Origin of the sequence: Providencia huaxiensis, assembly GCF_002843235.3 — a bacterium.
In the GTDB taxonomy this organism is placed as follows: Bacteria; Pseudomonadota; Gammaproteobacteria; order Enterobacterales; family Enterobacteriaceae; genus Providencia; species Providencia huaxiensis.
Genome location: NZ_CP031122.1, coordinates 31,061 through 50,415 on the forward strand (window position 1 = coordinate 31,061; position 19,355 = coordinate 50,415).

16 protein-coding genes and 3 pseudogenes are annotated in these 19,355 nt (G+C 57.7%); 5 read left to right on the forward strand and 14 right to left on the reverse strand.

The features are described 5' to 3' along the window. Window positions 1-147: 147 nt before the first annotated feature. From CYG50_RS00660 to dfrA12, 3 genes are all read right to left on the reverse strand, one after another. Window positions 148-939: an ANT(3'')-Ia family aminoglycoside nucleotidyltransferase AadA2 gene (locus tag CYG50_RS00660; protein ID WP_001206356.1), complete on the reverse strand. Its 792-nt coding sequence runs from the start codon at window positions 937-939 to the stop codon at window positions 148-150. 5 nt (window positions 940-944) lie between these two features. Further along, window positions 945-1,235, reverse strand: coding sequence for a DUF1010 domain-containing protein (locus CYG50_RS00665; protein ID WP_001336345.1), 291 nt, complete (start codon window positions 1,233-1,235; stop codon window positions 945-947). A gap of 111 nt (window positions 1,236-1,346) precedes the next feature. After that, on the reverse strand, window positions 1,347-1,844 hold the full coding sequence (gene dfrA12, locus CYG50_RS00670; protein WP_001083725.1) for a trimethoprim-resistant dihydrofolate reductase DfrA12: 498 nt from the start codon (window positions 1,842-1,844) through the stop codon (window positions 1,347-1,349). Window positions 1,845-1,988: 144 nt separating this feature from the next. On the opposite strand from dfrA12, the gene intI1 (CYG50_RS00675) reads away from it, so the two are divergent. Further along, window positions 1,989-3,002, forward strand: coding sequence for a class 1 integron integrase IntI1 (intI1, locus tag CYG50_RS00675; RefSeq protein WP_002075255.1), 1,014 nt, complete (start codon window positions 1,989-1,991; stop codon window positions 3,000-3,002). Window positions 3,003-3,136: 134 nt separating this feature from the next. On the opposite strand, the gene CYG50_RS00685 is transcribed toward intI1 (CYG50_RS00675), so the two are convergent. The 5 genes and pseudogenes from CYG50_RS00685 to intI1 (CYG50_RS00710) all read right to left on the reverse strand — a co-directional run bounded on the left by CYG50_RS00685 (window position 3,137) and on the right by intI1 (CYG50_RS00710) (window position 10,113). Continuing rightward, entirely contained in the window at window positions 3,137-3,841 is a 705-nt protein-coding gene (locus CYG50_RS00685; RefSeq protein WP_001067855.1) for an IS6-like element IS26 family transposase, read from the reverse strand. Window positions 3,842-3,973: 132 nt separating this feature from the next. Continuing rightward, window positions 3,974-5,014, reverse strand: a complete 1,041-nt coding sequence (locus CYG50_RS00690; RefSeq protein WP_000101568.1) for a DNA-binding protein — start codon at window positions 5,012-5,014, stop codon at window positions 3,974-3,976. Between the two features lie 211 nt (window positions 5,015-5,225). Next, window positions 5,226-8,192: pseudogene (locus tag CYG50_RS00695) on the reverse strand (Tn3-like element TnAs1 family transposase). 3 nt (window positions 8,193-8,195) lie between these two features. After that, a complete protein-coding gene (locus CYG50_RS00700; protein ID WP_001161490.1) occupies window positions 8,196-8,756 on the reverse strand; it encodes a recombinase family protein in 561 nt (186 codons plus the stop codon). Window positions 8,757-9,099: 343 nt separating this feature from the next. Further along, entirely contained in the window at window positions 9,100-10,113 is a 1,014-nt protein-coding gene (gene intI1, locus CYG50_RS00710; protein WP_002075255.1) for a class 1 integron integrase IntI1, read from the reverse strand. Between the two features lie 152 nt (window positions 10,114-10,265). Between intI1 (CYG50_RS00710) and CYG50_RS00715 the strand changes: the two genes are divergently transcribed. Together CYG50_RS00715 and aac(6')-Ib are read left to right on the forward strand one after the other, a co-directional pair. Further along, window positions 10,266-11,006, forward strand: coding sequence for a subclass B1 metallo-beta-lactamase IMP-69 (locus CYG50_RS00715; RefSeq protein ID WP_099156051.1), 741 nt, complete (start codon window positions 10,266-10,268; stop codon window positions 11,004-11,006). Between the two features lie 98 nt (window positions 11,007-11,104). Further along, on the forward strand, window positions 11,105-11,659 hold the full coding sequence (aac(6')-Ib, locus tag CYG50_RS00720; protein WP_012695458.1) for an AAC(6')-Ib family aminoglycoside 6'-N-acetyltransferase: 555 nt from the start codon (window positions 11,105-11,107) through the stop codon (window positions 11,657-11,659). 162 nt (window positions 11,660-11,821) lie between these two features. Here aac(6')-Ib and CYG50_RS00725 read toward each other — a convergent pair whose 3' ends face one another. The 4 genes from CYG50_RS00725 to CYG50_RS00740 form a co-directional block, all read right to left on the reverse strand. Beyond that, window positions 11,822-12,445, reverse strand: a complete 624-nt coding sequence (locus tag CYG50_RS00725) for a recombinase family protein (protein WP_003155741.1) — start codon at window positions 12,443-12,445, stop codon at window positions 11,822-11,824. 61 nt (window positions 12,446-12,506) lie between these two features. Then, the gene (locus tag CYG50_RS00730; protein WP_088244043.1) at window positions 12,507-13,724 is read right to left on the reverse strand and encodes a TniQ family protein; all 1,218 of its coding nucleotides are present in this window, start codon (window positions 13,722-13,724) and stop codon (window positions 12,507-12,509) included. Then, entirely contained in the window at window positions 13,721-14,629 is a 909-nt protein-coding gene (locus CYG50_RS00735; RefSeq protein WP_028604704.1) for a TniB family NTP-binding protein, read from the reverse strand. The genes CYG50_RS00730 and CYG50_RS00735 overlap by 4 nt, the downstream gene beginning before the upstream one ends. Window positions 14,630-14,631: 2 nt before the next feature. Further along, window positions 14,632-16,314, reverse strand: a complete 1,683-nt coding sequence (locus CYG50_RS00740; protein WP_172688984.1) for a TnsB C-terminal domain-containing protein — start codon at window positions 16,312-16,314, stop codon at window positions 14,632-14,634. 44 nt (window positions 16,315-16,358) lie between these two features. On the opposite strand from CYG50_RS00740, the gene CYG50_RS23690 reads away from it, so the two are divergent. After that, window positions 16,359-16,475, forward strand: a complete 117-nt coding sequence (locus tag CYG50_RS23690) for an NTP-binding protein (RefSeq protein ID WP_511229359.1) — start codon at window positions 16,359-16,361, stop codon at window positions 16,473-16,475. A gap of 153 nt (window positions 16,476-16,628) precedes the next feature. Beyond that, a pseudogene (locus CYG50_RS00750) lies at window positions 16,629-17,165 on the forward strand (PAS domain-containing protein); the annotation flags it as partial. A gap of 67 nt (window positions 17,166-17,232) precedes the next feature. On the opposite strand, the pseudogene CYG50_RS00755 reads toward CYG50_RS00750, so the two are convergent. Together CYG50_RS00755 and CYG50_RS00760 are read right to left on the reverse strand one after the other, a co-directional pair. Further along, window positions 17,233-18,330, reverse strand: a pseudogene (locus CYG50_RS00755) (TonB-dependent receptor domain-containing protein); the annotation flags it as partial. Window positions 18,331-18,386: 56 nt separating this feature from the next. Then, window positions 18,387-19,355, reverse strand: coding sequence for an IS5-like element IS903B family transposase (locus CYG50_RS00760; protein WP_013362812.1), 969 nt, complete (start codon window positions 19,353-19,355; stop codon window positions 18,387-18,389).

Genomic DNA, 19,355 nt, shown 5'->3' on the forward strand with positions numbered 1-19,355 from the left:
TGTGTAGGGCTTATTATGCACGCTTAAAAATAATAAAAGCAGACTTGACCTGATAGTTTGGCTGTGAGCAATTATGTGCTTAGTGCATCTAACGCCGGAGTTAAGCCGCCGCGCGTAGCGCGGTCGGCTTGAACGAATTGTTAGACATCATTTACCAACTGACTTGATGATCTCGCCTTTCACAAAGCGAATAAATTCTTCCAAGTGATCTGCGCGTGAGGCCAAGTGATCTTCTTTTTGTCCCAGATAAGCTTGCTTAGCTTCAAGTAAGACGGGCTGATACTGGGCAGGTAGGCGTTTTATTGCCCAGTCGGCAGCGACATCCTTCGGCGCGATTTTGCCGGTTATTGCGCTGTACCAAATGCGGGACAACGTAAGCACTACATTTCGCTCATCGCCGGCCCAGTCGGGCTGCGAGTTCCATAGCTTCAAGGTTTCCCTCAGCGCCTCGAATAGATCCTGTTCAGGAACCGGGTCAAAGAATTCCTCCGCTGCCGGACCTACCAAGGCAACGCTATGTTCTCTTGCTTTTGTAAGCAGGATAGCTAGATCAATGTCGATCATGGCTGGCTCGAAGATACCCGCAAGAATGTCATTGCGCTGCCATTCTCCAAATTGCAGCTCGCGCTTAGCCGGATAACGCCACGGGATGATGTCGTCATGCACGACAAGGGTGACTTCTATAGCGCGGAGCGTCTCGCTCTCGCCAGGGAAAGCCGAAGCCTCCATAAGATCATTGAGCAATGCTCGCCGCGTCGTTTCATCAAGCTTTACGGCCACAGTAACCAACAAATCAATATCGCTGTATGGCTTCAGGCCGCCATCCACTGCGGAGCCGTACAAATGCACGGCCAGCAACGTTGATTCCAGATGGCGCTCAATGACGCTTAGCACCTCTGATAGTTGGTTCGAAATTTCGATGGTCACCGCTTCCCTCATGATGTCTAACGGGCGAGGTAAGCCGACCGCAGAATGCGGGTCGGCTTGACCGAAATGTTAGAACCAGAAGCCAAAACGGATAACTTGAATTTGGCGACGGGCGCTAACCGTGAAAAAACGCTGCGCCACCGAGGCGGCACAGCACTGCAAAAACGATAGCTGCTTGCGCTTGCTACGCAAGGGCTAGAGGCCAAAAAGACTGAAAACCTGCGCAGCCCATGCAGGCGAAGCCCGGAAAAAAGGCAAAACAGGCACTGAATAACGCCTGAAAAGCTAAATGCCGTTTGAATAAACATGAGCTAAATAAAGCTGGGTTTCAGTGGTGCTAACGTTGGACGTAACGAGAGCCGGAGCGCAGCGGAGGGAACCAAAATGCGCAGCATTTTGGCGTCCCGTTGACGGAATGGTTAGCCGTTTCGACGCGCATAAACGGAGTGGGTGTACGGAATTACAGCTTGAATGGTTTCGGTTGAGACAAGCTCGAATTCTGTTTCGTTGAGCATTGGGAAGAAGGCGTCACCCTCGAAGGTTTGATGTACCTCAGATAGAAACACGCCGTGGGCGTGAGGTAGTGCCAGAGTGTATATCTCAGCTCCGCCCGCGACGTAGAGTTCATTGCCGAGTTCGGATGCCAAAGCGATAGCGTGCGACAGCGTTGAAACAACTACGCAGCCAGTGGCGCGGTAGTTAGCTTGGCGTGAGATTACCAATGTGTGACGGTTCGGTAGAGGCTTGCCGATAGACTCAAAGGTCTTTCGCCCCATGACAACGACTTTTCCCTCAGTGAGTCTGCGAAAAATCTTCTGCTCACCCGGAATTTTCCAGGGGATATTAGGACCATTGCCAATAACCCGATTGGCTCCCATCGCAGCAACGAGATAAATGCGTACTGATTCCGAGTTCATATGGCTAACTTTGTTTTAGGGCGACTGCCCTGCTGCGTAACATCGTTGCTGCTCCATAACATCAAACATCGACCCACGGCGTAACGCGCTTGCTGCTTGGATGCCCGAGGCATAGACTGTACAAAAAAACAGTCATAACAAGCCATGAAAACCGCCACTGCGCCGTTACCACCGCTGCGTTCGGTCAAGGTTCTGGACCAGTTGCGTGAGCGCATACGCTACTTGCATTACAGCTTACCAACCGAACAGGCTTATGTCAACTGGGTTCGTGCCTTCATCCGTTTCCACGGTGTGCGTCACCCGGCAACCTTGGGCAGCAGCGAAGTCGAGGCATTTCTGTCCTGGCTGGCGAACGAGCGCAAGGTTTCGGTCTCCACGCATCGTCAGGCATTGGCGGCCTTGCTGTTCTTCTACGGCAAGGTGCTGTGCACGGATCTGCCCTGGCTTCAGGAGATCGGAAGACCTCGGCCGTCGCGGCGCTTGCCGGTGGTGCTGACCCCGGATGAAGTGGTTCGCATCCTCGGTTTTCTGGAAGGCGAGCATCGTTTGTTCGCCCAGCTTCTGTATGGAACGGGCATGCGGATCAGTGAGGGTTTGCAACTGCGGGTCAAGGATCTGGATTTCGATCACGGCACGATCATCGTGCGGGAGGGCAAGGGCTCCAAGGATCGGGCCTTGATGTTACCCGAGAGCTTGGCACCCAGCCTGCGCGAGCAGCTGTCGCGTGCACGGGCATGGTGGCTGAAGGACCAGGCCGAGGGCCGCAGCGGCGTTGCGCTTCCCGACGCCCTTGAGCGGAAGTATCCGCGCGCCGGGCATTCCTGGCCGTGGTTCTGGGTTTTTGCGCAGCACACGCATTCGACCGATCCACGGAGCGGTGTCGTGCGTCGCCATCACATGTATGACCAGACCTTTCAGCGCGCCTTCAAACGTGCCGTAGAACAAGCAGGCATCACGAAGCCCGCCACACCGCACACCCTCCGCCACTCGTTCGCGACGGCCTTGCTCCGCAGCGGTTACGACATTCGAACCGTGCAGGATCTGCTCGGCCATTCCGACGTCTCTACGACGATGATTTACACGCATGTGCTGAAAGTTGGCGGTGCCGGAGTGCGCTCACCGCTTGATGCGCTGCCGCCCCTCACTAGTGAGAGGTAGGGCAGCGCAAGTCAATCCTGGCGGATTCACTACCCCTGCGCGAAGGCCATCGGTGCCGCATCGAACGGCCGGTTGCGGAAAGGGCACTGTTGCAAAGTTAGCGATGAGGCAGCCTTTTGTCTTATTCAAAGGCCTTACATTTCAAAAACTCTGCTTACCAGGCGCATTTCGCCCAGGGGATCACCATAATAAAATGCTGAGGCCTGGCCTTTGCGTAGTGCACGCATCACCTCAATACCTTTGATGGTGGCGTAAGCCGTCTTCATGGATTTAAATCCCAGCGTGGCGCCGATTATCCGTTTCAGTTTGCCATGATCGCATTCAATCACGTTGTTCCGGTACTTAATCTGTCGGTGTTCAACGTCAGACGGGCACCGGCCTTCGCGTTTGAGCAGAGCAAGCGCGCGACCATAGGCGGGCGCTTTATCCGTGTTGATGAATCGCGGGATCTGCCACTTCTTCACGTTGTTGAGGATTTTACCCAGAAACCGGTATGCAGCTTTGCTGTTACGACGGGAGGAGAGATAAAAATCGACAGTGCGGCCCCGGCTGTCGACGGCCCGGTACAGATACGCCCAGCGGCCATTGACCTTCACGTAGGTTTCATCCATGTGCCACGGGCAAAGATCGGAAGGGTTACGCCAGTACCAGCGCAGCCGTTTTTCCATTTCAGGCGCATAACGCTGAACCCAGCGGTAAATCGTGGAGTGATCGACATTCACTCCGCGTTCAGCCAGCATCTCCTGCAGCTCACGGTAACTGATGCCGTATTTGCAGTACCAGCGTACGGCCCACAGAATGATGTCACGCTGAAAATGCCGGCCTTTGAATGGGTTCATGTGCAGCTCCATCAGCAAAAGGGGATGATAAGTTTATCACCACCGACTATTTGCAACAGTGCCCCTCAATCTTGGTTTGAAGAGCCGCAGCTCTGTGTCGCCACTCTTCTGAATATTTAGCCTTTCGCGCCATCAGTTTTCCTCTTTCTTTTTCCCTCCCTTACCAGCTTTAGCGAGCTCTTGCTCCAACCCAGAAATTTTGGTCAGTGCATCATTGAGTCTTTGTTCGAGGCTCTTGGCCTGCTGGTCTTTTTCCTGCAACTGACCAGCCATCATGCCTTTGTCTTGAACAAGAGCGCGAGCTTCTGCTTCGGCGCTGGATAATTTGGCGTCCAGCTTTTCTACCTCTCCAGATAGGCGCTGGCACTCTCGTTCAGCGGATTCGCCATGAGCTTTGGCTGTGGCAAGGGAGTCCTGTGATTGGGCCAGTTTGGCCTGTACATTTTCGAGCTGCTCTTTCAACGATGTTTTTTGTTCCTGAGCGGCCCGGAGCTTTTCTGTCTGCTCTATACTCTTGCCTTTTTGCTCCTCCAACTCACCCTCTGTAGTTGCCAATTTTTGGCTCAAAGAGCGATTTTCGCTTTTAGCTTGCTCCAGGTGATCCTGTGCTCGGGTCAGATCTGCGGCTTTCGCCTCCAGCTTGCCCTCCAACTCAACGATCCGCTTTTCCAGCTTATCAATGTCAGCCAGTGAGCGTTCTAGCTCCGCAGACTTGAGGGATAGCGAGTTTTCTGCCTTACCAAGGGCCGCATCGAGCTCTGATTTTTTGTTGGTGAGAGCTTCAAGTTGTTCCTCCAGTAGCTCAGCCCGTTCGGTGGCATCATTTGCCATGTCCACGGCTTGCTGCATATCTTCCTGGTACTCAATTTCTTTCTGTCGTAGCAGTTCACGCTCGCGCTCAAGCTGTTCATCGGCGCTTGCTTTGGCTACCGTATAGATCTTCTGTAGGAAGAGCTCAGCATCGCTCATAACCGATTCTGGAAGGACTACCTCTACCAGCTCTTCATCGAGGGAGTGTTCCTCTGACCACTGTTTGAGATACGTTGAAATGGTGGTAAAGCTCCCCTTGCCAATGATGTCTCTGATAGCGATGACCGTTGGGCGTTTACCGGCGTCCTTGAGCTTTTGGGCCGCAGCCGCTACATCGTCAAACTCAACCAATTTTCTTGCCATGAGAACGTTCCTTTTAATTTGTAATGTTTACGATAATTACGATAATTACGATAATTACGATAATACGGTAATTATCATAATTATATATCATGCTGCTGTCGATTGGAATTGTTTGTGTGGGACAAAGCCCTTCCGGCTGCGGAAAAGCCTTGTTACGCGGTCACGCTGATTCATCCAGGGGGAGCCCGCAGAATTCGGAAAAAATCGTACGCTAAGGTTTTCCGGGCATCCGTAAGGGCCGAAACTTCCCGTCTTCCAGTCTGCGGCTCTGCCGCCAGACGTAATCGCCGGTTAGGTTGATGTGCTCCCAGCCCAGCGGCGACAGGAATTGCAGCAGCTCGCCGTCCACCGGCTTGCCGGCCTCGACCAACCCCTGGGTGGCGCGTTCCAGGTACACCGTGTTCCACAGCACGATAGCCGCCGTCACCAGGTTGAGGCCGCTGGCCCGGTAGCGCTGCTGCTCGAAGCTCCGATCCCTGATTTCCCCAAGGCGGTTGAAGAACACCGCCCTGGCCAGCGAGTTGCGCGCCTCACCTTTGTTCAGGCCGGCATGCACGCGGCGGCGCAGTTCAACACTTTGCAGCCAGTCCAGGATGAACAGCGTGCGCTCGATCCGGCCCAGCTCGCGCAGGGCCACGGCCAGTCCGTTCTGGCGCGGGTAGCTGCCGAGCTTGCGCAGCATCAGCGAGGCGGTGACGGTGCCCTGCTTGATCGAGCTGGCCAGGCGCAGGATGTCGTCCCAGTGGGCACGCACGTGCTTGATGTTCAGGGTGCCGCCGATCAGCGGGCGCAACGTCGGGTAGGCTTGCACGCCCTGCGGCACGTACAGCTTGGTTTCGCCGAGGTCGCGGATGCGCGGCGCGAAGCGGAAGCCTAGCAGGTGCATCAGGGCAAAGACGTGATCGGTGAAGCCGGCCGTGTCGGTGTAGTGCTCCTCGATCCGCAGGTCGGACTCGTGGTACAGCAGGCCGTCGAGCACATAGGTGGAATCGCGGACGCCGACATTCACCACGCGGGTGCTGAACGGCGCGTACTGGTCGGAGATATGGGTATAGAACAGCCGTCCCGGCTCGCTACCGTACTTCGGGTTGACGTGCCCGGTGCTCTCGCCCCGGCCACCCGCGCGGAAGCGCTGGCCATCGGAGGATGAGGTCGTGCCGTCGCCCCAGTGGGCGGCAAAGGCGTGGCGATACTGGTGGTTGACCAGCTCGGCCAAGGCCGCCGAATAGGTTTCGTCGCGGATGTGCCAGGCTTGCAGCCAGGACAGCTTGGCGTAGGTCAGGCCGGGGCTCGACTCGGCCATCTTGGTCAGCCCGAGGTTGATCGCATCACCGAGGATTGCGGACAGCAGCAACGTCCTGTCTTTGGCCTCGGCCCCGTCCTTCAAGTGGGTGAAGTGGCGGCTGAAGCCCGTCCAGTCGTCCACGTCCATCAGCAGTTCGGTGATCTTGATGCGCGGCAGTAACTGGCTGGTTTGGTCGATCAGCGCCTGCGCCCGATCCGGCACCGCCGCATCCAGCGGGGTGATTTTCAGCCCTGACTCGGTGAGGATGGCATCGGGCAGCTCGTTGTCCTTGGCCAGGCGGGTGACGGTGGCCAACTGCTCGTCCAGCAGCTGCAAACGCTCTTCCAGGTACTGGTCGCTGTTCGGGTTGATCGCCAGGGGCAGGGCCTGCTCGCGCTTGAGTGCGGCGAACTTCTCGGCCGGCAGCAGGTAGTCGTCGAAGTCGCGGAACTGCCGCGAGCCCTTGACCCAGATGTCGCCGGAGCGCAGGGCGTTCTTCAGCTCGGACAGGGCGCAGATTTCGTAGAATTTCCGGTCGAGGCCTTCCGGGGTGATCACCAGCGGCTTCCAGCGCGGCTTGATGAAGGCCGTGGGTGCATCGGCCGGCACCTTGCGCAGGTTGTCGGCGTTCATCTCACGCAGGGTCTGCACGGCTGCCAGCACGCCTTGCGCGGCCGGCGCGGCGCGCAGTTCCAGCACCTCCAGCAAGGCCGGCGTGTAACGGCGCAGGGTGGCGAAGTTCTCGCCGACCAGGTGCAGGTGGTCGAAGCCTTCCGGCCGGGCCAGCAGCTCGGCCTCGCTGACGCTCTCGGTGAACTCGTCCCAGGGAATCACCGCCTCGATGGCGGCATAGGGGTCGCTGCCGCTTTCCTTCGCTTCCAGCAGCGCCTGGCCGATCCTGGAGTACAGGCGCACCTTGTCGTTGATCGCCTTGCCCTGCTTCTGGAACTGCTGCTGATGCTTGTGCTTCGCGCCGCTGAACAGCTTGACCAGGATGCGGTCATGCAGATCGACCAGCTCATCGATCACGGTCGCGGTGCTCTCCAGCACCACGGCGGCCAGGGTCGCGTAGCGGCGCTGCGGCTCGAACTTACCGAGGTCTTTGGGCGTCATCTACCCACCCTCGCGGGCCAGCTTGAGCAGGCGGTTCTGGTGGATGTGCCGGCCCAGGCCTTCGGGCAAGTCCACCAACTGAAATGTCTTCAGCCGCTCGATGTGTTCCAGCATGTGCCGAGAGTTGGGTTTCAGCGGTGCCTGGCGCAGCCAGGTCAACCAGGTGATGCTGCTGCCGGCCTTGAGCTTCAACAGCTCGTCCAGCTTGGCCCGATGCGAGTCCGTGAGTGGTTCGACCAGGGCGCGGTAGACCCGCCGATTGGCTCGCGCAATGGCTTCCGAGCAGGCCCGGTCAATCACGCTCAGCGCCGGCAGGATGCGTCGTTTCTGCCGTAGGCTCTCCAGGGCCTGACCGGCCAGCAGCAAGCCTTTGTCGGTCTGCTGGGCCAGCTCGGTTAGCTCGCGCACCAGGGCGCGGAAGTCGGACAGGCCGAACGGGGCCAGTTGCAGGTAGGTGCGCAGTTCCTGGGCATGCTCGCGACGGGTCACGTCGCGCTCGCCGTACTTTGCCCAGCTCGCCGGCTCGGCCTGGACTTGCTTCGCCACCCACAGGATGACCGGCTCGGGCAGCTCGCTGTCGGTTCCCAGCGCGTAACCGGGGTAGCGCAGCAGGCAGAGCTGCACGGCGAAGCCGAGGCGGTTGGCGTCGCCGCGTCGCTGGCGGATCAGCGACAGGTCGGAGTCGTTGAAGGTGTAGTAGCGGATCAGGTCATCCTGGCTTTCCGGCAGCGCAAGCAGGGTGTCCCGCTCCGTGGCCGAGAGGATCAAGCGACGCGGCATGTGTCAGTCGTCCGTGCGGAGGTACTGGTAGAGGGTTTCCCGGCTGATGTTGAACTCGCGGGCAAGCTGCGCCTTGGGCTCGCCGGCCGTCGCTCGCTGCCGCAGGGTAGCAGCCTGCTCATCGGACAGGGCTTTCTTGCGGCCCCGGTACGCGCCACGCTGCTTGGCCAAGGCGATGCCCTCACGCTGCCGCTCGCGGATCAGGGCGCGCTCGAACTCAGCGAAGGCCCCCATCACCGACAGCATCAGGTTGGCCATCGGCGAGTCCTCGCCAGTGAACACCAGGCCCTCCTTCAGGAACTCGATGCGCACGCCGCGCTGAGTCAGCTTCTGTACCAAGCGACGCAGGTCATCGAGGTTGCGGGCCAGCCGATCCATGCTGTGCACCACCACTGTATCGCCTTCGCGGACGAAGCTCAGCAGCGCTTCGAGCTGGGGGCGCTGGGTGTCCTTGCCCGATGCCTTGTCGGTGAACACCTTGCTCACCTGGGTTTGTTCCAGCTGGCGTTCCGGGTTCTGGTCAAAGCTGCTGACCCGGACGTAGCCGATGCGGTGCCCCTGCACGATGTCTCCTTGGTTGAAGGCGGCTTAAGTGCACTTTCTGTTCCGTTGTGCCTCAAAGCCCATTTCTGTCAGGCTGAAATCTATAACCTTCGCGGGCATGTGTCAAAAAATGGGAAAGCAGACTCTATTCTGACGAAGCGGTGTCGTTTTCAGAAGACGGCTGCACTGAACGTCAGAAGCCGACTGCACTATAGCAGCGGAGGGGTTGGATCCATCAGGCAACGACGGGCTGCTGCCGGCCATCAGCGGACGCAGGGAGGACTTTCCGCAACCGGCCGTTCGATGCGGCACCGATGGCCTTCGCGCAGGGGTAGTGAATCCGCCAGGATTGACTTGCGCTGCCCTACCTCTCACTAGTGAGGGGCGGCAGCGCATCAAGCGGTGAGCGCACTCCGGCACCGCCAACTTTCAGCACATGCGTGTAAATCATCGTCGTAGAGACGTCGGAATGGCCGAGCAGATCCTGCACGGTTCGAATGTCGTAACCGCTGCGGAGCAAGGCCGTCGCGAACGAGTGGCGGAGGGTGTGCGGTGTGGCGGGCTTCGTGATGCCTGCTTGTTCTACGGCACGTTTGAAGGCGCGCTGAAAGGTCTGGTCATACATGTGATGGCGACGCACGACACCGCTCCGTGGATCGGTCGAATGCGTGTGCTGCGCAAAAACCCAGAACCACGGCCAGGAATGCCCGGCGCGCGGATACTTCCGCTCAAGGGCGTCGGGAAGCGCAACGCCGCTGCGGCCCTCGGCCTGGTCCTTCAGCCACCATGCCCGTGCACGCGACAGCTGCTCGCGCAGGCTGGGTGCCAAGCTCTCGGGTAACATCAAGGCCCGATCCTTGGAGCCCTTGCCCTCCCGCACGATGATCGTGCCGTGATCGAAATCCAGATCCTTGACCCGCAGTTGCAAACCCTCACTGATCCGCATGCCCGTTCCATACAGAAGCTGGGCGAACAAACGATGCTCGCCTTCCAGAAAACCGAGGATGCGAACCACTTCATCCGGGGTCAGCACCACCGGCAAGCGCCGCGACGGCCGAGGTCTTCCGATCTCCTGAAGCCAGGGCAGATCCGTGCACAGCACCTTGCCGTAGAAGAACAGCAAGGCCGCCAATGCCTGACGATGCGTGGAGACCGAAACCTTGCGCTCGTTCGCCAGCCAGGACAGAAATGCCTCGACTTCGCTGCTGCCCAAGGTTGCCGGGTGACGCACACCGTGGAAACGGATGAAGGCACGAACCCAGTTGACATAAGCCTGTTCGGTTGGTAAGCTGTAATGCAAGTAGCGTATGCGCTCACGCAACTGGTCCAGAACCTTGACCGAACGCAGCGGTGGTAACGGCGCAGTGGCGGTTTTCATGGCTTGTTATGACTGTTTTTTTGTACAGTCTATGCCTCGGGCATCCAAGCAGCAAGCGCGTTACGCCGTGGGTCGATGTTTGATGTTATGGAGCAGCAACGATGTTACGCAGCAGGGCAGTCGCCCTAAAACAAAGTTAGAAAAGGGCAAGTATGAAGAAATTATTTGTTTTATGTGTATGCTTCCTTTGTAGCATTACTGCCGCAGGAGCGACTTTGCCTGATTTAAAAATCGAGAAGCTTGAAGAAGGTGTTTATGTTCATACATCGTTCGAAGAAGTTAACGGTTGGGGTGTTGTTTCTAAACACGGTTTGGTGGTTCTTGTAAACACTGACGCCTATCTGATTGACACTCCATTTACTGCTACAGATACTGAAAAGTTAGTCAATTGGTTTGTGGAGCGCGGCTATAAAATCAAAGGCACTATTTCCTCACATTTCCATAGCGACAGCACAGGGGGAATAGAGTGGCTTAATTCTCAATCTATTCCCACGTATGCATCTGAATTAACAAATGAACTTCTTAAAAAAGACGGTAAGGTGCAAGCTAAAAACTCATTTAGCGGAGTTAGTTATTGGCTAGTTAAAAATAAAATTGAAGTTTTTTATCCCGGCCCGGGGCACACTCAAGATAACGTAGTGGTTTGGTTACCTGAAAAGAAAATTTTATTCGGTGGTTGTTTTGTTAAACCGGACGGTCTTGGTAATTTGGGTGACGCAAATTTAGAAGCTTGGCCAAAGTCCGCCAAAATATTAATGTCTAAATATGGTAAAGCAAAACTGGTTGTTTCAAGTCATAGTGAAATTGGGGACGCATCACTCTTGAAACGTACATGGGAACAGGCTGTTAAAGGGCTAAATGAAAGTAAAAAACCATCACAGCCAAGTAACTAAATTTCTAACAAGGCGGTGAAACTCATTCCGCTTCGCTTCACTGGACGCCGCAAGCGGCGCCGTTTACCTTCGCGTTAGGCATCACAAAGTACAGCATCGTGACCAACAGCACCGATTCCGTCACACTGCGCCTCATGACTGAGCATGACCTTGCGATGCTCTATGAGTGGCTAAATCGATCTCATATCGTCGAGTGGTGGGGCGGAGAAGAAGCACGCCCGACACTTGCTGACGTACAGGAACAGTACTTGCCAAGCGTTTTAGCGCAAGAGTCCGTCACTCCATACATTGCAATGCTGAATGGAGAGCCGATTGGGTATGCCCAGTCGTACGTTGCTCTTGGAAGCGGGGACGGATGGTGGGAAGAAGAAACCGATCCAGGAGTACGCGGAATAGACCAGTCACTGGCGAATGCATCACAACTGGGCAAAGGCTTGGGAACCAAGCTGGTTCGAGCTCTGGTTGAGTTGCTGTTCAATGATCCCGAGGTCACCAAGATCCAAACGGACCCGTCGCCGAGCAACTTGCGAGCGATCCGATGCTACGAGAAAGCGGGGTTTGAGAGGCAAGGTACCGTAACCACCCCAGATGGTCCAGCCGTGTACATGGTTCAAACACGCCAGGCATTCGAGCGAACACGCAGTGATGCCTAACCCTTCCATCGAGGGGGACGTCCAAGGGCTGGCGCCCTTGGCCGCCCCTCATGTCAAACGTTGAACGACAGCTTTCCCAAAAGCTCTACGGCTGCTCTGGGTCGACACCGGTAATCGGATCGTTGCCGCACTGAACAGCGCCCCGTTCCAGGTCGCCTCCATTTATGCGGCTGAACCGAGGGAGAGCAGCTTTACGCCGTCTGGCCGCAGTTCGCCCTTGGGCGACACGTGCCGGTAGAGCGTCTGCCGGGTAATCCCGAGTTCTTCGCAGAGATCGCCCACCTTGGTTTCCGGTTGCCCCATGCTGGCCATCGCCAGGCGTAGCTTGGCGGCGGTCATCTTGAAGGGGCGCCCCCCTTTCCTGCCGCGAGCGCGCGCCGAGATAAGTCCAGCGACTGTTCGCTCGGAAATCAACTCACGCTCGAACTCGGCCAGCGCGGCAAAAATACCGAACACAAGCTTGCCGGCGGCAGTCGTCGTGTCGACCGCCGCACCGTGACCGGTCAGGACCTTCAGGCCCACGCTACGCGCAGTTAGGTCGTGCACGGTGTTGATCAGGTGGCGCAGATCACGGCCAAGCCGATCGAGCTTCCACACGATCAGCGTGTCCCCTTCACGAAGCGCCTTCAGGCAAGCAGCCAACCCTGGGCGATCATCGCGCCTGCCCGAGGCCAGATCCTCGTAAAGGTGCGCAAGGCTCACACCAGCGGCGATGAGCGCATCGCGTTGCAAATTGGTGGACTGGGATCCGTCCGCCTTCGATACCCGCATGTAGCCGATCAGCACCTTTTCACCCGTCACGTATACGTTCGATTATGTGACAGTGTGCGCCGGAAAATTCTGGCCGTCAAAATTTGTCACTTAACCCGTCATTCTGTCTAAGACATGCAAAGGGTCCATCAGGCTCGTAATGTGACAGAAATTCCGGGGGGATGCCTTCCTTTGCAAAGGTGGCTCGCAACTGTTCCAGGGAAGCTGGGTCGCGCCGACCATAGGAAGCCAAGGCGAACAGCGAGCGCGCCGTCTCGGGGTTGTGCCGCGCTTCAATGATCGCCTCACTGATAGCTTGGACCGCCCGTTGCCAGTGATTGACGGGTTCGGGCTTCGGCGCTTTCGCCGGCAGACCACTGGTGAACCCGGTTTGGGGCTCGGACCAGAACAGCTTTGCATGCTCGCCTGGCGGGCTTATATCCCTCACCTCAATCAAGCTGATTGCCGCTGCCGCTGCCTCCAGCATCTGCAACCGTACTGCCGGGTTCAGGGTTTCATACGGTCGCCACAGACTTTGCCCAGCACGCAGCGGATGCCCGCAGCCTTGCCAGACTTGGCGGAGATACCCCGCGTAGGTTCCGCACGCCGAAAGCGGGGTGTTCAGCTCATCGAGCAGCGTGCGTAGCAGCCGAAACCACAATCCAGCGTGGATGCGTCGGCGCGGCAGCTCCACGTGACCGGTTGTCAGTGCCTGCCAGGTACGCTGGTCCATCGCCGCAATCGCGTCGCTGGCGGTGCGCGGCGCAGTGTCGGCGTTCTCCCAGCCGAGAAACCGCCCAGGCACGCCCCAATAGGATTCCAGCCAGCAGCCATGCAGCGGGCAGCTCAGCATCAAGGGCAGCTTCCATGCAAGCAGTACGGCTTGGTTTGCCGGGTCGTTCAGACAGAGCGGACAGGCGCGATGTATCGGCTGGCTGGGCAGCCAGGCACGCCAGCTCGTGATGGATCGCGTCCTACGGCGGAGTTTCGGCAGCAGCACCGAGAGCTGGAACGCATAGGTTTCCAATGCATCTGGAATCTGATCATCAAGACTGTCCAGTAGCCAAGGCACCCAGCCGGCGAAACTCATGCAACGCAGCCGATCCGGCTCGATGCCGCTCCGCAGGGAGAGCATCTCCAGCAGCGCCAGTGGTGGCGCGGTGTCCAGGTCATCAACCTGACCGTGACCAAGATCGTGCTCCAGCAGCTCGGACACCTCCATGTGATAGCAAAGGGCCACGCGGTTGAGCCACGAAGACAAGGCTTCGCCTTCCCTGGGAGCCGGATGCAGTGGCCAGCGTGGCGCTGGCTTCACATCAGTTCCCGCTCGAATTGCCGCCGCCGCTCGCTGGGACCGGTGTAATCGGCCATGCTGAGCGTGCGATGGTTGATCGCTTCCTCGCAGCTCTCCACGGCGACGATGGCCGCTGCCATCAGCAAGTGCGCCAGTTCGCCTATGGTGCCCTCGCTGCGTGTGAGCAGGTAGCGGGCCATGTCCAGCGTGGCAATCGACGAGGGTCGCCGCAGAGGAAGCGAAGCGGCGAAGCTGGCCAGCAGTGAGCAGCAATCGTCGTTGGCCTCCCACAGCGGCAGCATCATCGGCTCGAAGCGGTTTTCCAACTGGTCATCCGAGCGGATGGCCAGATAGGCGTCGCGCGTGCCAACCCCGACCAGTGGGATGCGCAGTTCGTTGCCGAGGAAGCGCAGCAGATTGAGGAATTCCCGGCGGTTGACGCTGTTACCAGCCAGGACGTTGTGCAACTCGTCGATCACCAAAATGCGCACGCCGACCTTGCGCAGCAGTGCCAGCGCCAGTTGCTCCATTTCCGGCAGTCGTGGGCGCGGTCGCAATGGCGCACCCATCGCCGCGAGCAGCGCGACGTAGAAGCGGATCACAGACGGCTCGGACGGCATCTGCACGACCAGCACCGGGATGTGCTCCTGGTCGGCATCGGCGCTGGCCAGATGCGTGCGCCGGAACTTCTCGACGATCATCGACTTGCCGTTGTTGGTCGGGCCGACCAGCAGCAGGTTGGGCATGCGTTGCTTGTTTGGCCACGCATACAGGGTTTCCAGCCGGTTCAGCGCCTCGACCGCGCGGGGGTAGCCGATCCAGCGGTCGGCGCGAAGGCGTTGGATGCGCTCGTCCGCCGGCAGCCGGGCCAATCCCTGCGCCGCCGGCAGCAGGTGGGACAGCTCGATGATGGGATATTCTTCCACGGCTACCACTCCTCAATCTGGTCGAACGGTTTGGCGGGCGGCTGGTTGTCCGCCTGCTGGTCATCCATGTCAGCGTCCGGTGGTGGCGTGGCTTTGACAGGCGGTGCCGTTGCCTTGAGATGCTGGCGTCGATCTGCGTCGCGCCGCGCCTTGCGCGTGGTCTTCTGCGCGGTGGTCACGATTTTGCGCATCTGGTCGATCATGCGGAACAACGCCGACTCATCCACCTGTTCGCGCCCTTGCTGCCGCAATTTCATCAGCGCCTGCCGTTGTTCCCAGAGGGTGACAGCCGGGTGCGACAAGGTACGGTAGGGAATTTCCAGGTAGTGCTGTCCCTCCGGTTCCAGGACCCAGATACGGCTGATGTCGCGCGGATCGCGCCGGATCAGAAAGGACGGCCAGCGTTCACGCCGCGCAATCCACGGCTTGAGCGCATCGGCGTAGTAGTGGATGTGGTCGATGACAAAGCCGGTGCGGGTCAGCGTGCGCCGGAGGATCGGCAGAAAATCGACCAGGAACGAAGTAGCGCGTGTGACGACGGCCGGTACGCCGACACGCGCCACGGCCTCGGCCCAGCGCGCGGCCGGCGGTTGGAGCAGGCCGTTGTGCACCGAACCGTGGTAGGTGCCGACCGCCAATGTGAGCCAGCGCTCTAGCTCGCGCAGCGTCAGGGCGGCCTTGTTTTCGGAATCGTAGTCGCCGCGCTGGTCAGGGTTGGAGAAGGTCGTTCCCGGCAGTTCGTCGTGAATCATCTGCATCGCCGTGCCGATGATCCGTTCCACGATGCCGCCATAGTGCGGCTGTCCCAGCGGGCGATAGTCCAGCCGGATGCCATGCTGCTCGCAACCCCGGCGCAGGGCCTCGCTCTTGAACTCGGCCGCGTTGTCTAGGTAGAGCAGCAAGGGCTTGCCGCTCATCTGCCAATCCATTTCCACGTTCAGTCCTTCCAGCCAAGGGCGCTTGTCGCAGGCGACATGCACGAGGCACAGGCCAACCGAAACGGCAGACGGCGCTTCCAGCGTGACGACCATGCCGAGCACGCAGCGGGTGAACACGTCGATGGCGAGGGTCAGGTACGGGCGGCCAATAGGTTGCCGGTCGCGGTCATCGACCACGATCAGGTCGATGACCGTATGGTCTATCTGCACCTGCTCCAGCGGCGCGGTCACGGCAGGAGGCTCGCCGCCCACACCTTGTAGGTCACGAGCGGCATCCTGGCCTTCCCGCCGGCGGATGACCTTGCGCGGGTCAAGGCTAGCGATCCGTAAGGCCACGGTATTGCGCGCCGGCACTCGCAGTTTTTGAGCCTTGCACACCTGAGTGACTTCGCGGTGAAAGGCCGCTAGGCTGCGCTTCTGCTTGGTCAGGAACCGCTTTTGCAGTAGCTCGTGGATGACGCGCTCGACCGGTTCCGGCAAGCGCCCCTTACCTTTACCTCCACCGGACTGGCCGGGCACCAGATCCGTCACGAGGCCGCTGCCTTGCCGGGCACGCCGGATCAGAACGTATACCTGGCGCCGAGACAAGCCCAGCGCCTGAGCCGCCATATCGGCCGCTTCGTGCCCGACCGTCTCCGACTGCGCCAACGGACTGATGATCTCCGCACGACGGCGCGCACGCTCCCAAGCCTCATCAGGCAGAGTGGCCACGCCTTGTTCTGGAATCCGTGGGGTGTCCGTCGCCATGCTCACCTCGCTTTGGTGCACACGAGTATTGAGCATAGTCGAGATTGGTGCAGATCACTTCTGATATTGAACTGTCAGGAGCTGGCTGCACAACAGCCATTACGCCCAATCAACTGGTGCAGTCGTCTTCTGAAAATGACAAGCGGCGCGGCCCTGCCTGACATCAAGTTAGGGTATAGCCTAGATTGACATGCGCGATGCAACCCTTAACTTGCTTGCACCTATCGTTTCCATGCTAGCTTTATCGTAACGCTCAAGAAATTGGGCTTAATGCCGAAAACAATAAAATAAAACAGCCAACCCTTGAGGTTCTTATGCGCCAGAATTTACCAGTGACGGGTCGAAACTTAGAACTCCCAAAAGATGCCAATATTCTTTCGACTACCTCCCCTCAAAGCCATATCACGTACGTTAATCCTGACTTCATTAAAATCAGTGGTTTCACTGAGGAAGAACTATTAGGCCAGCCTCACAACATCGTAAGACACCCAGATATGCCGCCTGCTGCATTTGAGCATATGTGGAGTACATTAAAATCTGGCCGCTCATGGATGGGGCTAGTAAAAAATCGCTGTAAAAATGGCGACCACTATTGGGTAAGTGCTTATGTAACGCCAATAGCTAAGAATGGTTCGATTGTTGAATACCAGTCTGTAAGGACCAAGCCTGAACCTGAGCAGGTTTTGGCTGCGGAAAAATTATATGCTCAATTGAGAAGCGGGAAGGCCGCGAGGCCGAAATTGGCTGCTAGCTTTTCCGTGAAAATACTCTTGCTCATATGGGGTAGTATTATATCAAGCGCAATGGCTGCCGGCATGCTTACTGATACATCAATAAGCAGCTTATTGTTACCAGGAATCAACGCCTTTACCCGCTGCCGGAGCCTCACCTCAATAGCACTCTCCGGCAGCCGTATTGTTACAGCGAATCAAACTGATAGCTGACCGATAGCCCAACGCCATAGTTACGGCCCGGCGCCGGTTCATAATAGCGTCCGTTGCTCTCGTTGACGATAACAGAGCCGACGTAGCGCTTATCAAACAGGTTATCAACGCGCGTATAGAGGTCGACGGTCCAGTTATCTAGCACATATTTATAGCCGGTATTCAGTGCCGTCACCGTATAGGCTGGAGCCTGCTCGCTATTGGCATCGTTGACCTGAATATCGCTCATATAGCGGACTTCAGCGCCAGCGTACCATCCCTCTTCCGGCACCCAGCCAAAGGAGGCATAGGCGCTATTACGTGCAATCCCCGGGATCCGATTGCCGCTCTGAATAGCATCGCCGGCGTTTTCACGGTAGGTCGCATCCAGCAGCGTCCACGCCAGTTTGGCGCGCCAGGCGGGCGCAAATTGCTGATCCCATCCCAGTTCGACCCCGCGGCGGCGCGTCTTGCCCGCGTTCTGATAGGACGTACGGCCATTGTCGCTGGCGGCAACGACAATTTCATTTTTCGTGTCCGTATTGAAGACGCTCAGGCTCGCCATCCCGGTGCCCACCTGCCATTTACTGCCTGCTTCAACGGTGGTGTTAGTGGCCGGTTGCAGAGCAAAGTTAAGCCCGGACTGACCATCGGGACGATAGGACAGCTCGTTAATGGTCGGCGTTTCAAATCCCCTCCCGGCAGAGAGGTAAACGTTCCACTGCGGCGTCATGGCATACTTCAGCGCTGCCGCCGGAAGCCACTTGTGATAGCTCGCTTCGCCGCTATCATCACCATTTTTACCTACAACATAACGATCGTTGGAATCAAACCATACCGAGCTATAGCGCGCCCCGGCGTCCAGCCCCAGGGCTGAGGTGAGCTGCCAGTGCGTTTGAATGTAGGGATCGAGGTTCCACATCAGGTTACGTTCGTTACGTCGCATATCACCTTTGGTGCCGAGATCGTAAACGCCGTTCTGATAAACAAAGTTCTCATAGCCTTTGCGCTGTTCGGTCATCGCCTCGTAATCAAGGCCGGTGGTGATGGCGTAAGGGATAAAACCGCTGTCATCGTGGTGTGTCCAGCGCGTGGCTTTGTTGAATAAATCAGATTTCGGGTAAGTCTCCCCCGTAGCGGGTTGTGTTTTCAGGCAATACGCACGCTTTCAGGCATACCTGCTTTCGTCATTTTGTTCAGCGCTCGTACCAGGGCCATAGCCTCCGCAACCTGACCATCGTAGTCACGCAGCGTCAGTGAACCCCCGAACAGCTGTTTTACCCGGTACATCGCCGTTTCCGCTATCGAGCGACGGTTGTAATCTGTTGTCCATTTCCACCGCGCATTACTCCCGGTCATTCGCTGATTAGCCACTGCACGGTTACGGTCTGCATATTCACCGGGCCAGTAACCCGCACCTTTTCGGGGCGGGATAAGCGCGCTGATTTTCTTACGCCGCAGTTCATCGTGACAGAGCCGGGTATCGTAAGCTCCATCGGCGGCGGCTGACCTGATTTTCCGGTGGGTTTGCCGGATTAACCCGGGGAAGGCCTCTGAGTCCGTAACGTTGTTCAGCGACAGGTCAGCGCAGATGATTTCATGTGTTTTACTGTCAACTGCCAGATGCAGCTTACGCCATATACGACGGCGTTCCTGGCCATGCTTTTTGACTTTCCACTCGCCTTCACCGAAGACCTTCAGCCCGGTGGAATCAATTACCAGGTGTGCGATTTCACCCCGGGTGGGCGTTTTGAAACTGATATTAACCGACTTTGCCCGCCTGCTGACACAGCTGTAATCCGGGCAGCGTAGCGGAACGTTCATCAGAGAAAAAATGGAATCAATAAAGCCCTGCGCAGCGCGCAGGGTCAGCCTGAATACGCGTTTAATGACCAGCACAGTCGTGATGGCAAGGTCAGAATAGCGCTGAGGTCTGCCTCGTGAAGAAGGTGTTGCTGACTCATACCAGGCCTGAATAGCTTCATCATCCAGCCAGAAAGTTATGGAGCCACGGTTGATGAGGGCTTTATTGTAGGTGGGCCAGTTGGTGATTTTGAACTTTTGCTTTGCCACGGAACGGTCTGCGTTGTCGGGAAGATACGTGATCTGATCCTTCAA

Coding starts and splice junctions, on each gene's coding strand:
- CYG50_RS00715 (WP_099156051.1), top strand. CDS start 10,266: ATGAAGAAATTATTTGTTTTATGTGTATGCTTCCTTTGTAGCATTACT.
- CYG50_RS00665 (WP_001336345.1), bottom strand. CDS start 1,235: ATGTTTATTCAAACGGCATTTAGCTTTTCAGGCGTTATTCAGTGCCTG.
- CYG50_RS00685 (WP_001067855.1), bottom strand. CDS start 3,841: ATGAACCCATTCAAAGGCCGGCATTTTCAGCGTGACATCATTCTGTGG.
- CYG50_RS00660 (WP_001206356.1), bottom strand. CDS start 939: ATGAGGGAAGCGGTGACCATCGAAATTTCGAACCAACTATCAGAGGTG.
- CYG50_RS00740 (WP_172688984.1), bottom strand. CDS start 16,314: ATGGCGACGGACACCCCACGGATTCCAGAACAAGGCGTGGCCACTCTG.
- CYG50_RS00690 (WP_000101568.1), bottom strand. CDS start 5,014: ATGGCAAGAAAATTGGTTGAGTTTGACGATGTAGCGGCTGCGGCCCAA.
- intI1 (WP_002075255.1), top strand. CDS start 1,989: ATGAAAACCGCCACTGCGCCGTTACCACCGCTGCGTTCGGTCAAGGTT.
- dfrA12 (WP_001083725.1), bottom strand. CDS start 1,844: ATGAACTCGGAATCAGTACGCATTTATCTCGTTGCTGCGATGGGAGCC.
- intI1 (WP_002075255.1), bottom strand. CDS start 10,113: ATGAAAACCGCCACTGCGCCGTTACCACCGCTGCGTTCGGTCAAGGTT.